Origin of the sequence: Stenotrophomonas sp. TWI1151 (assembly GCF_039673135.1) — a bacterium.
GTDB lineage: Bacteria > Pseudomonadota > Gammaproteobacteria > Xanthomonadales > Xanthomonadaceae > Stenotrophomonas.
Genome location: NZ_JBDJLA010000002.1, coordinates 259,197 through 272,850, shown reverse-complemented (window position 1 = coordinate 272,850; position 13,654 = coordinate 259,197). Strand labels below are relative to the sequence as shown.

At 67.4% G+C, this 13,654-nt stretch carries 14 protein-coding genes; 6 read left to right on the top strand and 8 right to left on the bottom strand.

The window, feature by feature from the left end:
• Positions 1 to 62 precede the first annotated feature (62 nt).
• Together ABE422_RS05325 and ABE422_RS05320 are read left to right on the top strand one after the other, a co-directional pair.
• A complete protein-coding gene (locus ABE422_RS05325; RefSeq protein WP_346482609.1) occupies positions 63 to 1,028 on the top strand; it encodes a LysR substrate-binding domain-containing protein in 966 nt (321 codons plus the stop codon).
• Positions 1,029 to 1,038: 10 nt separating this feature from the next.
• Positions 1,039 to 1,941, top strand: a complete 903-nt coding sequence (locus ABE422_RS05320; protein WP_346482608.1) for a LysR substrate-binding domain-containing protein — start codon at positions 1,039 to 1,041, stop codon at positions 1,939 to 1,941.
• Here ABE422_RS05320 and ABE422_RS05315 read toward each other — a convergent pair.
• Positions 1,931 to 3,202 (bottom strand): MFS transporter, encoded by a 1,272-nt coding sequence (locus ABE422_RS05315; RefSeq protein WP_346482607.1) that lies wholly within the window; start codon positions 3,200 to 3,202, stop codon positions 1,931 to 1,933. The genes ABE422_RS05320 and ABE422_RS05315 overlap by 11 nt on opposite strands.
• Positions 3,203 to 3,334: 132 nt before the next feature.
• Entirely contained in the window at positions 3,335 to 3,964 is a 630-nt protein-coding gene (gene lepB, locus ABE422_RS05310; protein ID WP_313219868.1) for a signal peptidase I, read from the bottom strand.
• Between the two features lie 178 nt (positions 3,965 to 4,142).
• Here lepB and ABE422_RS05305 point away from each other — a divergent pair, with 178 nt between their 5' ends.
• Together ABE422_RS05305 and ABE422_RS05300 are read left to right on the top strand one after the other, a co-directional pair.
• Positions 4,143 to 4,553: a hypothetical protein gene (locus ABE422_RS05305; RefSeq protein WP_046272279.1), complete on the top strand. Its 411-nt coding sequence runs from the start codon at positions 4,143 to 4,145 to the stop codon at positions 4,551 to 4,553.
• Positions 4,554 to 4,556: 3 nt separating this feature from the next.
• Positions 4,557 to 5,006, top strand: coding sequence for a 3-dehydroquinate dehydratase (locus ABE422_RS05300; RefSeq protein WP_019184864.1), 450 nt, complete (start codon positions 4,557 to 4,559; stop codon positions 5,004 to 5,006).
• 242 nt (positions 5,007 to 5,248) lie between these two features.
• Here ABE422_RS05300 and dcp read toward each other — a convergent pair whose 3' ends face one another.
• The 3 genes from dcp to arfB all read right to left on the bottom strand — a co-directional run bounded on the left by dcp (position 5,249) and on the right by arfB (position 8,590).
• Complete coding sequence (dcp, locus tag ABE422_RS05295; protein WP_019184865.1) at positions 5,249 to 7,405, bottom strand: peptidyl-dipeptidase Dcp; 2,157 nt, start codon at positions 7,403 to 7,405, stop codon at positions 5,249 to 5,251.
• 146 nt (positions 7,406 to 7,551) lie between these two features.
• A complete protein-coding gene (locus ABE422_RS05290) occupies positions 7,552 to 8,112 on the bottom strand; it encodes a lysophospholipid acyltransferase family protein (protein WP_313208918.1) in 561 nt (186 codons plus the stop codon).
• Between the two features lie 46 nt (positions 8,113 to 8,158).
• Positions 8,159 to 8,590, bottom strand: coding sequence for an alternative ribosome rescue aminoacyl-tRNA hydrolase ArfB (gene arfB, locus ABE422_RS05285; RefSeq protein ID WP_121044396.1), 432 nt, complete (start codon positions 8,588 to 8,590; stop codon positions 8,159 to 8,161).
• A 137-nt stretch (positions 8,591 to 8,727) separates the two neighbouring features.
• Here arfB and ABE422_RS05280 point away from each other — a divergent pair, with 137 nt between their 5' ends.
• Entirely contained in the window at positions 8,728 to 9,264 is a 537-nt protein-coding gene (locus ABE422_RS05280) for a DUF2059 domain-containing protein (RefSeq protein ID WP_070474260.1), read from the top strand.
• Between the two features lie 100 nt (positions 9,265 to 9,364).
• Here ABE422_RS05280 and ABE422_RS05275 read toward each other — a convergent pair whose 3' ends face one another.
• From ABE422_RS05275 to ABE422_RS05265, 3 genes are read right to left on the bottom strand one after another with little or no spacing between them, the layout of a single operon-like run.
• The gene (locus tag ABE422_RS05275; RefSeq protein WP_313208912.1) at positions 9,365 to 10,111 is read right to left on the bottom strand and encodes a pseudouridine synthase; all 747 of its coding nucleotides are present in this window, start codon (positions 10,109 to 10,111) and stop codon (positions 9,365 to 9,367) included.
• Complete coding sequence (gene ubiB / locus ABE422_RS05270) at positions 10,108 to 11,766, bottom strand: ubiquinone biosynthesis regulatory protein kinase UbiB (RefSeq protein WP_259260576.1); 1,659 nt, start codon at positions 11,764 to 11,766, stop codon at positions 10,108 to 10,110. Before ubiB ends, ABE422_RS05275 begins: the two co-directional genes overlap by 4 nt.
• Complete coding sequence (locus ABE422_RS05265; RefSeq protein ID WP_346482606.1) at positions 11,763 to 12,404, bottom strand: SCP2 sterol-binding domain-containing protein; 642 nt, start codon at positions 12,402 to 12,404, stop codon at positions 11,763 to 11,765. The genes ubiB and ABE422_RS05265 overlap by 4 nt, the downstream gene beginning before the upstream one ends.
• Positions 12,405 to 12,530: 126 nt before the next feature.
• On the opposite strand from ABE422_RS05265, the gene ddlA reads away from it, so the two are divergent.
• Entirely contained in the window at positions 12,531 to 13,637 is a 1,107-nt protein-coding gene (gene ddlA / locus ABE422_RS05260; protein ID WP_346482605.1) for a D-alanine--D-alanine ligase, read from the top strand.
• The last annotated feature ends 17 nt before the right edge of the window (positions 13,638 to 13,654 follow it).

Below are 13,654 nucleotides of genomic sequence, written 5' to 3'. Positions count from 1 at the left end.
CGATATTTGACAAAGCAGTTATTGCAATGCCTTACATAAGGTGCGCTTATACTCATGACGCCATGACCACGCCGCGCACGCCAAGCCCCCGGTTTTCCTACAAATCCGATCGGCTCAAGCCGCTGCGGGCGTTCTGCCAGACGGTCCGCCTGGGCTCAGTCTCACGGGCAGCTGAGGCGCTGTTCGTCAGCCAGCCGGCCATCAGCCAGCAGTTGCAGGCCCTGGAGCGCGAACTCGGGGTCAACCTGTTCGAGCGCAGCGGCCGCCGCCTGGTGCCCAGCCGCGAAGGCCAGCTGCTGTATGAGATGGCGCTGCCGCTGGTGGAGAACCTGGACGGGTTGGAGGCCAGCTTCCGCGACAAGGTGAAGGGGCTGGATGCCGGCGAGCTCAATATCGCGGCCAACAGTTCGACCATCCTGTACCTGCTGCCGCGCATCGTGGAGCGCTTCCGCCAGCGCCACCCGGACGTCCGCCTGACCCTGCACAACGCGATCAGCGCCGACGGCACCGACCTGCTGCGCAGCGATGCGGCGGACCTGGCGGTGGGCTCGATGACCGACGTGCCGGCCGACCTCAGCTACGCCCCGGCCTACCGCTTCGAGCAGGTGCTGATCGCCCCGCCCGATCATCCGCTGGCGCATGGCGAACTGAGCCTGGAGGCGATCTCGCAGTACCCGCTGGTGCTGCCGCCCAAACGCCAGATCACGTACCGGCTGGTGGACCAGGTGTTCCAGCGGCATCGGCTGCCCTACACCGTGGCGCTGGAGGTGGGTGGCTGGGAAGTGATCAAGCAGTACGTGGCGATGGGCATGGGCATCTCGATCGTGCCGGCGCTCTGCCTGCACGATGCCGACCGCGAGAAGCTGGTGACGCGCTCGATGGGTGCGTGGTTCCCGGAGCGCAGTTATGGCGTGATCGTGCGGCGCGGGCGTTTCCTGTCACCGCAGGCGCGGGCATTCATCGAGCTGATCCAGCCGGACCTGTTCAGTCCGCGCAGCTATGATGAAAGTGGTCATTCCGAGCGCTGACGCACGCCCCATGTCCATCGAACTCCGCCACCTGCGCTACTTCCTGGCCGTCGCCGAGACACTGCACTTCGGCCGTGCCGCCGAGCGACTGGGGATGTCGCAGCCGCCGCTCAGCCAGCAGATCCGTCAGCTGGAAACGCTGCTCGGCGCGCGGTTGTTCCTGCGTGCGAACCGCCGCGTGGAACTGACCGACGCCGGTCGCGTGCTGCAGGAGCAGGCGCGCGAGGTGCTGGCGCGGGTGGATACCGCGATCGATCTGACCCAGCGCGCGCAGCGCGGGGAAACCGGCGAACTGCGCATCGGTCTGACCCGGGCCACCCCGCTGTCCACTCAGATTCCGCGCGCGATCTTCGCCTACCGCCAGCAGTTTCCGCAGGTGCAGTTGAAGCTGCGCGAGATGAATACACTGCAGCAGATCGATGCGCTGATGGCCGGCGAACTGGATGTCGGGTTGATCCGCAAACGTGCCCTGCCCGCGCCGCTGATGTCACGCAAACTGTTCAGTGATCCGCTCGCGCTGGTGGTGCACGACCAGCATCCGCTGGTACGTGAGTTGCCGGCCGATGCGACGGTGGCGCTGCGGCTGTTCGCGCATGAGCCGTTCGTGGGTTTCCTGCGCGAGGTCGGCGCGGGCATCCACGATCACTTCATCGCGTTGTGCCGGGGCGCCGGCTTCACGCCGCGCATCGTGCAGGAAGCCGGGGAAGCCTCGACACTGATCAGCCTCGCGGCCTCAGGGTTGGGGGTAACGGTGCTACCCGCCTCGTGCAGCCATATCCAGGTGGACGGCGCGCGCTTCGTCGCACTCAGTGATCGAGCAGCCAGTTCGGAAGTGCACGTGGCTTGCCGCCGCGGCACAGCTTCGCCGTTGATCGGTCACTTCACCCGGCTGCTGCAGGGTGTCAGCGGCTGAGCGCGAGCGCGGCGGCGGCCGGTTGCACGCGCTGGCCCAGGCGCCAGGCGATCACGCCACCGGCCACGGTCAGTACGCCGACGAAACCGCACACGCCCAGCCAGTCCCAATGCGTGTAGAACACACCGCCAAGCACACCGGCCACGCTGGAGCCCAGGTAGTAGGCGAACAGATACAGCGCGGACGCTTCGGCGCGCATCGCGCCGGCGCGGCTGCCGACCCAGCTGCTGGCCACCGAGTGGCCGCCGAAGAAGCCGAACGTCACCAGCGCGATGCCGGCCGCCATGCAGCCCAGCCACGGCATCGCCAGCAGCACGATGCCCAGCGCGATCAGTCCGTAGCAGATCGCCAGCACGCGGCTGCGGCCATGGCGGTTGGACTGCTGCCCCATCCACGCCGAGCTGAAGGTGCCGACCAGGTACACGCTGAAGATCAGGCCGACCACGGTCTGGCTGAGGCCATACGGCGGCGCGAGCAGGTGGAAGCCGAGGTAGTTGTAGAGGGTGACGAACACACCCATCAACACGAAGGCGGTGGCGAACAGCCACGGCAAGCCGGGATCGCCGAACAGGCTGCGCCAGCGCGAAGGCAGTTCGCGCAGTCCCCCGCGACGGCTCTGGAAGTGGCGTGACGGCGGCAGCTGGATCCATAGCAGCACGGTACTGAGCAGTGCGATCAGCGAGACCACGCCAATGCCCCAGCGCCAGCCCCAATGGTCGGCAACGATGCCCGCGATGAGACGACCGCTCATGCCCCCGATCGCGTTGCCGCCGATGTACAGGCCCATCGCCAGGCCCAGCGCGCGGCTGTCCATTTCTTCGGCGAGGTAGGTCATGCCCACCGCCGGTACGCCACTGAGCGCGATGCCGAGCAGCGTGCGCAACACCAGCAGCGTGGTCCAGTCATCCACCATCGCGGTGGCGACAGACAACACGCTGGACGCCAGCAACGCCGCGACCATCACGCTGCGGCGCCCGATGCGGTCGGAGATCAATCCCGCGATCAGCATCGAGACCGCCAGCAGACCGGTGGTCAGCGACAGGGTCAGCGCACTGTTGGCTGCGGAGACGCCGAAGTGGCGACTGAATTCGGGCAGCAGCGGCTGCACCGTGTAGAGCAGCCCGAAGGTGGAGAAGCCGGCCAGGAACAGCGCGGCCGCCGTGCGCCGGAAGGCCGGGGTGCCCTGCTGGATCTGATCGCCGTCCGCCGCTGCGGTGGCCGGGGAGCTGCGATCGGGGACCGCTGCGGTGTCGCCATTCATGCCGGTAAGGCCCGCGTGGACGGGCCGGAGCGAGGAGTCAGCGCTCAGGATAGGCAGCGCCGGCAGGTCGATCCATAACCTGATAGATCTGAATCGAGACGATCCAGATATCGATTTAGATCGTGGCCGGGATTACAGCGCCTGCCAGGTCAGGCCTTCCCCACGGCGGTAGTAGACGTGCGACGCCTTGCCATACAGCGCGCTGGCCTGGACCAGGCCGAAGAAGCGGCCGTCGGCGCTGTTGCCGCGGTGGTCGCCGAGCATCAGCACCTCGCCCGCCGGGACGGTCAGCCCGGTGATATCGGGCCCGCCGCCCTGGCCCAGATCCAGCTGCGCCAGATGCTGGCCGAAGTCTTCGATCTCGCCGACGCCGGCCTGGGCCAGCGGATGGCCATTGATGCTCAGGTGACCATCGTGCAGCTCGACCCGATCCCCGCCGACCGCCGCGATGCGCTTGATCAGGCGGGTGCCGTCCTGCGGTGAATCGAACACCGCCACGTCACCCCGCTGCGGCTGGCCGGTGTGCAGCAGCTCCATCGAGGTGAACGGCAGGCGCACGCCGTAGGCACGCATGTCCACCACCACCCGGTCGCCCGGCATCAGCGTGTGCTGCATCGAGCCGCTGGGCACCTGGTAGTGATTGGCCAAGGTGTCGCGCGCCGCGGCGAGCAGGCCGAGCATCACCAGCAGCGGCAGGGCTTCCTTCTTCAGCCAGCGCAGCAGGCGATGGTCGGTGGGGGCAGCGGCGGCGGGGGTGTCCATACGGGCGCTCCAGGAAGTGTGTGGCTGTGACCGGATGGACGGCGGGCAAGTTCCCTGCCCCGCGCTGAAAAAGCTACGCACTGTTTACGCAGGGGCCGTCCGGTCGGCATCGCGGTTTTACGGGGCGCGGCCGCATCGTGGCGACACCGCGCCAAAGGGCGCTTCGAAGAGACGTTCCATGACCATCCTGCTGATCCGGCACACACCGTCGAACGCCGTGCCGGACGCGTCGCCGCTGCCTGCGCGGGTCGCCGGGCACCGCCTGGCCTGCCGCGACTGCGACTCCCTGCCGGCCCTGGTGCGCTGCCTGCAGCGTGCCCAGCGCAGCCGCCCGGCGCTGGTCCTGATCGCCACCGCGGCGGTCGATGCACCGCAGTGGGCTCGTTATGGCCAAGCGCTGCGCACCGCGCTGGAGGACCTGCCGGCGCCGTACATCGAGATGGCCAGCAACGACGACGACGCGCTGGACGAGCACCTGCATCCGCAGCACGCCCCGGCCGCGCGGGTCGTCTGCAGCAGCGGCCGCCAGGATGCGTGTCGCCTGTCGCTGGCGATCGCCGCCCATCGCCTGCAGGCCGTGGAGGGCTGAGCCATGTCGATCTTCATCATCCGCGGGCCGGAAGCGGCCGGGCAGCTGATCCGTACCGCGCAGCCGTTGCCGCCGCTCGTTCTCAAATCCCTGGTGCACCGTGCGATCGATGCGGGCACCACGGTGGCGATCCGCGCGTGCGGCTCGGAGCAGGAGTTGCTGGACGCCCTGCGCGTGGCCGATCACAGCCGCGGCGAAGTCACCCTGCTCGATCCGGGTGCGTGCGTGGACAGCGCGCGCCTGCAGCGCCTGCTGCCGCATCTGCACAACGCCTACGTGGAAGTGCACGACGACGATGCGCGCGCACCGGAAGCGTGCTTGCCAGCGGATGTGGGCCAGCGCATCGGCGTGGCGCGCGGCTACTGCGCGCAGAGTTACATGCACGCGCTGGAGATCGCGCTGGATCACCTGGGGTGCAGTGAGATCGCCGAAGGCGTGCACGTGGGGACGTGATGCGCGGAGTCGGTGGGGCGGGTGCTGGGCCCCTATGCCCTTGGAGGCGAAATAAAGGGGGAGGGGGCGGCCGCAGGCCGACGCCGGAGGACATTCGCCGGAAAGGGCATAGGGGCCCAGCGCCCGGCCCAGCGGAGCAGCAACCCAAAAAAAACGGCAGGGTTTCCCCTGCCGTTTTGGTTTCAGCGTGTACCGGTGGCAGGCGTACCGACCAACGGTCGGTACCTACCGGGATGCCGCGATTACTTCAGGCCACGATTGACCAGCAGCGGTTCCACCGACGGATCCTTGCCGCGGAACTCGCGGTACAGATCGGCCAGCTCCACGCTGTTGCCGCGCGAGAGGATCTTGTCGCGGAAGACCTGGCCGTTCTCCGGGGTCAGGCCGCCGTTCTCCTTGAACCACTCGAAGGCATCATGGTCCAGCACCTCGGCCCAGAAGTAGGCGTAGTAACCGGACGAATACCCGCCACCCCAGATGTGATCGAAGTAGCTGGTGCGGTAGCGCGGCGGCACCTGCGGCAGGTCGACCTTGAACTTCTTCAGCGCGGCCGCTTCAAACGGGGCGACGTCCTGCAGCTTGGCGTCGGCCGGCTGGGTGTGCCAGGCCAGGTCGAGCAGGGCCGCCGAGAGGTACTCGGTGGTCGCATAGCCCTGGTTGAAGGTGCGGGCCTTGAGGATCTTGTCGACCAGCGCCTGCGGCATCGGCTCGCCGGTCTTGTAGTTCTTGGCGTAGTTGGCGAAGACCTTCGGGTCCAGCGCCCAATGCTCGTTGAACTGCGAGGGGAACTCGACGAAGTCGCGCGAGGTGCTGGTACCGGCGATGGACGGGTACTTCACCTTCGAGAACATGCCGTGCAGCGCATGGCCGAACTCATGGAACATCGTGGTCACGTCATCGAAGCTCAGCAGCGCGGGCTGGCCGGCGGCGGGCTTGGTGAAGTTGCACACGTTGTAGACCACCGGCTTGGCACCGGTCAGGCCATCCTGTTCGACGAACACGTCCATCCAGGCGCCGCCGGACTTGCTGTCACGCTTGAAGTAGTCGGTGTAGAACAGGGCCAGCGAGGTGCCGTCCTTGTCGAACACTTCATAGACCTTCATGTCCGGATGGTAGGTGGGGATATCGGTACGCGGCTTGAAGGTGATGCCGTACAGCTGCGTGGCGGCGTAGAAGACGCCGTTCTGCAGCACGTTGTCCATCTCGAAGTACGGCTTGATCTGCGATTCGTCCAGGTCGTACTGCGCCTTGCGCACCTGTTCGGCGTAGAAGTCCCAATCGGAGGCAGCGAGCTTGAAACCGCCCTTCTGCGCATCGATCACCTTCTGCATTTCGCTGATCTCGCCACGCGCCTTGGCGGTGGCGGCCGGCACGGTGTCGGTCAGCAGCTTGAGCGCGGCGGCCGGGGTCTTGGCCATCTGGTCGGCCAGGCTGTAGGCGGCATAGTTCTCGAAGCCGAGCAGCTTGGCCTTCTGCGCGCGCAGCTGGGCCAGGCGCTGAATGGTCTCGCGCGTGTCGTTGGCGTCGCCCTTTTCAGCACGGGTTTCCGACGCCTTGAGCACGGCGGCGCGCTGCTCGCGGTCGCTCAGCGAGCCGAGCACCGGCTGCTGGGTGGTGTTCTGCAGCGGCAGCAGGTACTTGCCATCGAGGTTGCGGGCCTTGGCATCGGCGGCGGCGGTGTTGATCGCATCCTCGTCCAGGCCGGCCAGCTTGGCCTTGTCATCGACGACCACGGCACCGGCGGCGGTCGCAGCCACCAGACGGGTGTGGAACTGCGTGGCCAGCGTGGTTTCTTCCACGTTGAGCTTGCGAAGCGAGGCCTTGTCGGCATCGTTCAACTGCGCGCCGGCGCGCACGAACTCCTGGTAGTCACGTTCGACCAGGCGCTTCTGCACCGGGTCCAGGCCCAGCGCATCGCGCTGGTCGTAGATGGTCTTGATGCGGGCGAACAGCTTCGGGTCGAGGTTGATCTCGTCCTGGTGTTCGGCCAGCTTCGGGGCGACTTCTTCCTGCACCTTCTGGCGTGCATCGTTGGTGTCGGCCTGGACCAGGCCGAAGAAGATGCGCGACACGCGGGTCAGCGTCTCGCCACTGCGCTCCAGCGCTTCGATGGTGTTGTCGAAGGTGGCCGGCTCGGGGTTGTCGGCGATCTTGCGGACTTCAGCCAGGTGCTGCTTCATGCCTTCGTTGAAGGCCGGCAGGTAGTCACTGTCCTTGATCCTGTCGAACGGCGGCGCCTGGAACGGCAGCGTGCTGGCGCTCAACAGCGGGTTGGCGGACGCATCGGCCGGCTGCTGGGTCGGGGCGGGCTGGGTATCGGTCACGGGGGTGGACTCCTTGCCGGAACAGGCCGCCAGCGCCAGGCTGATGGCAGCGGCCAAAACTACGGTACGCGACATGAAACGGGCTCCTTGGATGAGGGCGCGGGACGGAAAATCCCGCAGCCGGTCACCCTACTCCCAAAGCCCGCAGGCGGCATGTGCCGGTCGTGGCGCGTGGCTGTGCGGGCCGTGGGGGCTACTCCGCCCGACCCGCCCGGCCGCGCTCAGACGGTGCCGCGGGTCTTGCCCTGCCAGGGGCGGTAGTACGCGCGGATCGCGGCCATGTCGGCCACGTCGTTGCCAGTGGGATGGAACAGCGGGCCGATGCCGATGGTCTTTTCCGGGTAGTGGAAGTACGCGGCCAGCACCGGCACATCGGCCATGCGCGCGATCTTGAGGAAGCCGGCCTTCCAGTGCTGCACCGCCTTGCGCGTGCCTTCCGGGGTGATCGCGTACCACAGGCGGTCCGAGCCACGGATCAGGCTGACCGCCTGCTCCACGGTGCCCTGCGGCGAGCTGCGGTCCAGCGGGATGACGCCGAGCTTGCGCAGCAGCGGCCCCAGCGGCCACCAGAACAGCGAGGCCTTGCCGAGCACCTTGACCTGCATGCCCAGCGCGATCTTCGCCGCCATGCCCCAGAAGCCGTCCCAGTTGGACGAATGCGGGGCGATGATGAACACCACTTTGGGCACATCGGGCAGGGTGCCGGTCACTTTCCAGCCGCCCAGGCGCAGCGTGCAGCGGGCCAGCCAGCGGAGGAAGCGGTTCGGTTTGACCTGCGGCATGTTCGGCGGAACCACCGGCAACAACGGACTTCGGTTGTTCAAGCAATCACTCCCAATTGCGTGTGGTGCGCCCGCGCTTGATCTGCGCGCGCCCCTTTTTGGCGTCCAGACGACGCAGTTTCGACCCGTAGGTCGGCTTGGTGGCCACGCGTGCCTTGGGAACGCTCAGCCCCGCCTGGATGAAGGCGGCCAGTCGATCGCGCGCGTCCTCGCGGTTACGGTCCTGGGTACGGAAACGCTGTGCATCGATGACCAGCACGCCTTCGCCGGTCATGCGCCGGTCGCGGCGGGCCAGCAGGCGCGCGCGCAACGGCTCGGGCAACGAAGGCGAGCCGGCCACGTCGAAGCGCAGCTCGACGGCGGTGGAGACCTTGTTGACGTTCTGGCCACCGGCGCCGCTGGCGCGCACGAACCGCTCGACGAGTTCCGTATCCGGAATCGTCAGGTGCGCGCTGATGGTGACTGGCCCGTTGCCCATGGGCGGCATTGTAAGGGGAGGACCGCCGGTCGGGTGACTGCAACGTGCGTGGATGTCGCCGATAACGTCCTCAATTACGGCCTGATGACGCCATCGCAGGTATTCTCCGGAGTCCACGCAACGCAGGATGCTCCGCCATGTCCCTGATCCGCCCGTTGGCCCGCCGCGGCCTGACCCGCCTCACTCTGGCCCTGGCGCTGGGCCTGGCCGCGATCGCGCCGGCCTTGGCCGCGCCGCCGTCGGATGCCGACATCAACCGCCTGCTGGCCGCCTCGCGCGCGCAGAGCATGCTCGATACGATGCTGCCGCAGATCGAGGCGATGCAGCGCCAGCAGTTCCAGCAGGTGGCGCAGCAGCGTCAGCTGGATGCGACACAGCAGGCCCAGCTGCAGCGGATCGAGCAGCGGACCAGCCAGACCGTGCGTCAGGCGCTGTCCTGGAAGGAGCTGCGGCCGATGTACGTGGATCTGTACAAGCAGACCTTCAGCAAGGAAGACGTGCTGGCGATGGCGGAGTTCTATGAGAGCTCGGCGGGGCAGAGCCTGCTGGACAAGACGCCGGCACTGATGCAGAACGTGATGGTGGCGATCCAGGCCAAGATGCAGCCGCTGTTCGTGGATCTGCAGAAGGACCTGGAAGCGATCGTGAATGAGCCAACACCGGCAAAAAAATAACCGGTAGAGCCGACCGTTGGTCGGCTATCGCACGACGTATGTCCTCCGGTAGAGCCGACCGTTGGTCGGCTGTCGTGAAGTAGAGCCGACCGTTGGTCGGCTATCGCACGACCCAACCAAACAGATCCATCGCCTTGCGGAATTCGCCGTCCACCGGCGCGCTGATGTCCATCGGCGTGCCGTCCGGATGCGGGAAGCGCAGGCGCTCGGCGTGCAGGAGCATGCGGTGGATGCCCTGCATGCGGAAGCTGCGGTTGTGGCGACCGTCGCCGTGGCTGGTGTCGCCGATCAGGTGATGCGAGAGGTGCTTGAGGTGGCGGCGGATCTGACGGAACCGACCGGTCTGCGGCTGGCAGCGCAGCAGGGCGTAACGTGAGGTCTCGAACTCGCCCATCGGAATGGCGATCTCGCCCACGGCGACGCGCTGGAAGTGGGTGATCGCCTGCTTCTTGACCGGCTTGCCGGGGCCGCCATCGAGGTCATGGTCGACGGTAAAGGCCTCGTCGGCCGGCCAGCCGCGGCAGATCGCGAGGTAATCCTTGGTGACGTCGCCGCCCATCAGCGATTTGCCGAGCACGCTGGCGCTTTCGCGATCAAAGGCGAGCAGCAGGCAGCCGCTGGTGGCGCGGTCCAGGCGGTGGACGAGGAAGATAGGCTTGCCGAGCTGTTCGCGCAGGCGGTCGGCGAGGAAGTCGTCTTCGCCCCGGGCGAGCTTGCTGTCGTGGACCATCAGCCCGGCGGGCTTGTTGACCACGGCAAGCTGGTCGTCCAGGTGCAGCAGTTGCAGGGGCGGAAGCGCAACAGGCGCCTCGGCGATGGCCTCTGCCTGCAGCTCGATCGCGCTCATCGGCGCCACCAGGCACTGGCCAGCGAGAACACGCCCGCCGCGCCGGTCACCCAGCTCCACACCGGGGCATCGCCGAAGTACCAGCCACCTGGCTGCAGGCCATACAGCACCGCAGCGACGATCATCAGGCCGACGCCGGCGATCGCGGCCACCGCGCGCTTCTGCAGCTTCTGCACGCTGACGTTCAGCGCCGCCAGATCGCGCGAGCGCATCGACAATTCGTGGTCGCCTTCCACCTGCTGGCGCAGCCAGGCGTGGACCAGGCGCGGCATGTCCGGCGTATGCGTCATGATTTCAGGCAGGCGCTTGCGCACTTCCTTGAGCACGCGGCGCGGGCTGTAACGCTCGCGCAGGATGCGTTCCAGCACCGGCCGCGCGACCGCCCAGATGTCCAGTTCCGGATCGAGCTGACGGCCGACACCTTCGATGTTGAGCAGTGTCTTCTGCAGCAGGATCAGCTGCGGCTGCAGCGTGAGCTCGTAGCGCTGGGCCACGCGGAACAGCTTGATCAGCACCTCGGCCAGCGAGATCTGCGACAGCGGGCGGGTGAAATAGGGTTCGCACACCGAACGCGCGGCCGCTTCGAGTTCATCGATGCGCACGTTGTTGGGCATCCAGCCGGCCTCGACATGCAGCGCGGCCATGCGCCGGTAATCCTTGTTGAAGATGGCCATGAAGTTCTCGGCCAGGTAGTACTGATCTTCTTCGGACAGCTGGCCCATGATGCCGAAATCCAGCGCGATGAAGCGCGGGTTGTCGCGGCGCGCCGGATCGGTGTCGACCCAGATATTGCCGGCGTGCGCATCGGCGTGGAAGAAGTTGTCGCGGAACACCTGGGTGTAGAACACCCGCACGCCCTTGGCGGCCAGCGCCTTGCGGTCGATGCCGGCCTTGTCCAGCGCGACGATGTCGTCCGAGGGAATGCCCCACACGCGCTCCAGGGTCAGCGCGCGCTCGGCGGTATGGCTCCAGATCACTTCCGGTACGTACAGATCGTCCGAGTCGATCCAGTTGCGGCGCAGCACACTGGCATTGGCGCCTTCGCGCTGCAGGTCCAGCTCGGCGGCCAGGGTGTTTTCGACTTCGGCGACCACCTCGCGCGGGCGGATCTTGTCGGCGCGCGGGTGCGCGCGCTCGATCAGCGCGGCGGCCGACTTGAGCAGCGCGATGTCGGCGTCGATCTGCTTTTCGATGTCCGGGCGCAGCACCTTGACCACCACCTGGCGCCCATCGGCGAGCGTGGCCGCGTGCACCTGCGCGATCGAGGCCGAGGCCAGCGGCTGCAGATCGAAGCTGGCGAACGCTTCGCTGACCGGGCGGCCCAGCGCACGCTCGACGATGGCCTGCGCGGCGGCGCCATCAAACGGTTTGACCCGGTCCTGCAGCAGGGTGAGTTCGTTGGCGACATCGGCCGGGATCAGGTCACGGCGGGTGGAGAGGATCTGGCCGAATTTGACGAAGATCGGGCCCAGGTCCTGCAGCGCCAGGCGCAGGCGCGCACCGCGCGACTGTGCGGCGATGTCGGCCGAGGCGCGTGGCACGAACGGCTTGGCCAGGCGCAGCCAGCGTTCGGCCGGGGTGCCCTGGAGCAGATCGTCGAGGCGGTAGCGCAGGATGATGCGGCCGATGCGGCTGGCCCGGAAGATCGCCTTCATGCGCCCACCTGCCGCAGGCGCTGGACGCGCACGGCCATGCGTTCAACGTCGTCGCGCATCACGTCCACATCGTCGTGGAAGGCATCCAGTTCTGCTCGGGGTACCACGTCGCGCGACTCCTCGGTGACAAATTCAGCGGCGCTGTGCGCCAGGTCGGACGCGCCGCGGCGGGCGTGCTGTAGTGCCGAGCGCAGGGTATTGGCGATCTGCACGCCCATCACCTCGCCGAACACGCGCACGAACGGCTGCTGCCAGTCCGGATCGAAACGGGTCGCCAGCTGCTGCAGGCGGCGGGCCAGCTCGGCATCGCCGGAGACCTTGACCCGCCCGGCCGGCGCATCACCGCCACGGCGTGCATTGGCCAGGAACGGCAGCTGGGCCAGCATCCCGCCCAGCGTGCTGCGCACGGCCAGGTCCGGCTCCTGCTGCGGATCGACCGGGCCGACCGTGAGCCGCTCACCGTCCACCCCGATCCGCATCGCCAACGCAGGCGATTCCAGGGTCAGGGCGATGTGGCGGCCATCCAGCGCGGCCAGCGCGCTGCGGGTGTCCGGGTCCAGCGCCAGCGCGCGGTTGAGCGTGAGCTGCAGCGCATTGCCAGCCAGCGGCTTGAGGGAAGAGAGCAGGGAACGGGCCATCACCGCATTCTACCGTGCCCCCTTGAACGGCGGGCGTCCGCGGGCATCACGCGTTGCGCGTTTTGCCATGCACCGCGCGCCGGTCCATCCTGTGTGGTTCCAGAAGAGGCAGGAGCGGCAACAGGCATGGGCAAGACCCGGGTAGGCATCATCTTCGGCGGCCGTTCGGCCGAGCACGAGGTCTCGCTGCAATCGGCGAAGAACATCCTCGATGCACTGGACAAGGACCGCTTCGAGGTCAGCCTGATCGGCATCGACAAGCAGGGCCAGTGGCACGTCAGCGACCCGCGCGACTTCCTGCTCAATGCCAGCGACCCGGCACGGATCGCGCTGCACCGCTCGGGCAATGCGGTGGCGGTGCGGCCGGGCCTGGAGCGCCAGCAGCTGGTCCCGACCGATCCGGCCACCGCGCTGGAGCAGATCGACGTGGTGTTCCCGATCGTGCACGGCACGCTGGGCGAGGATGGCTCGCTGCAGGGCCTGCTGCGCATGGCCAACCTGCCCTTCGTGGGCTCGGGCGTGCTCGGCTCGGCGGTGGCGATGGACAAGGACGTGGCCAAGCGCCTGCTGCGCGATGCCGGGCTGGCGGTGGCGCCGTTCGCCTGCTTCAACCGGGTCACGGCGGCCCGGGCCGATTACCCCGCGCTGGTCGCCGCGCTGGGCACGCCATTGTTCGTGAAGCCGGCCAACCAGGGCTCCTCGGTGGGCGTGAGCAAGGTGCGCACTGAAGCGGAATTCCATGCCGCGCTCGCGCTGGCACTCTCGTTCGATCACAAGGCGCTGGTGGAATCGGCGATCGACGGCCGCGAGATCGAATGCGCGGTGCTGGGCAACGAGCACCCCGAAGCCAGCGCCTGTGGCGAGGTGGTCGTGCACGATGATTTCTATTCCTACGACACCAAGTACATCAGCGAAAGCGGTGCGGACATCGTGGTGCCGGCGGCCATCACCGATGCGGAGCAGTCCCGTATCCGGGAAATCGCCGTGCAGGCCTACCAGGCACTGGATTGTGCCGGCCTGGCACGCGTGGATGTGTTCCTGACCTCGGCTGGCGAGGTGGTGATCAACGAGATCAACACGCTGCCCGGCTTCACCCGGATCAGCATGTACCCGAAGTTGTGGGCGGCCAGTGGGCTGGATTACACCGCGCTGATCACGCGGCTGCTGGAACTGGCGATGGCGCGGCACGCGCACGAGCGCGATCTGCGCAGCTCCATCGCAACGACAGCCTGAACATCGTTGCCGATGTC

What these genes read in the sequence shown, in the direction of transcription:
- ubiB (WP_259260576.1), bottom strand. Translation starts at nt 11,766, where the DNA reads ATGAAGGCGATCTTCCGGGCCAGCCGCATCGGCCGCATCATCCTGCGC.
- ABE422_RS05315 (WP_346482607.1), bottom strand. Translation starts at nt 3,202, where the DNA reads ATGAATGGCGACACCGCAGCGGTCCCCGATCGCAGCTCCCCGGCCACC.
- dcp (WP_019184865.1), bottom strand. Translation starts at nt 7,405, where the DNA reads ATGTCGCGTACCGTAGTTTTGGCCGCTGCCATCAGCCTGGCGCTGGCG.
- ABE422_RS05320 (WP_346482608.1), top strand. Translation starts at nt 1,039, where the DNA reads ATGTCCATCGAACTCCGCCACCTGCGCTACTTCCTGGCCGTCGCCGAG.
- ABE422_RS05305 (WP_046272279.1), top strand. Translation starts at nt 4,143, where the DNA reads ATGACCATCCTGCTGATCCGGCACACACCGTCGAACGCCGTGCCGGAC.
- ABE422_RS05300 (WP_019184864.1), top strand. Translation starts at nt 4,557, where the DNA reads ATGTCGATCTTCATCATCCGCGGGCCGGAAGCGGCCGGGCAGCTGATC.
- ABE422_RS05280 (WP_070474260.1), top strand. Translation starts at nt 8,728, where the DNA reads ATGTCCCTGATCCGCCCGTTGGCCCGCCGCGGCCTGACCCGCCTCACT.
- ddlA (WP_346482605.1), top strand. Translation starts at nt 12,531, where the DNA reads ATGGGCAAGACCCGGGTAGGCATCATCTTCGGCGGCCGTTCGGCCGAG.
- lepB (WP_313219868.1), bottom strand. Translation starts at nt 3,964, where the DNA reads ATGGACACCCCCGCCGCCGCTGCCCCCACCGACCATCGCCTGCTGCGC.
- ABE422_RS05325 (WP_346482609.1), top strand. Translation starts at nt 63, where the DNA reads ATGACCACGCCGCGCACGCCAAGCCCCCGGTTTTCCTACAAATCCGAT.
- ABE422_RS05275 (WP_313208912.1), bottom strand. Translation starts at nt 10,111, where the DNA reads ATGAGCGCGATCGAGCTGCAGGCAGAGGCCATCGCCGAGGCGCCTGTT.
- ABE422_RS05265 (WP_346482606.1), bottom strand. Translation starts at nt 12,404, where the DNA reads ATGGCCCGTTCCCTGCTCTCTTCCCTCAAGCCGCTGGCTGGCAATGCG.
- arfB (WP_121044396.1), bottom strand. Translation starts at nt 8,590, where the DNA reads ATGGGCAACGGGCCAGTCACCATCAGCGCGCACCTGACGATTCCGGAT.
- ABE422_RS05290 (WP_313208918.1), bottom strand. Translation starts at nt 8,112, where the DNA reads ATGCCGCAGGTCAAACCGAACCGCTTCCTCCGCTGGCTGGCCCGCTGC.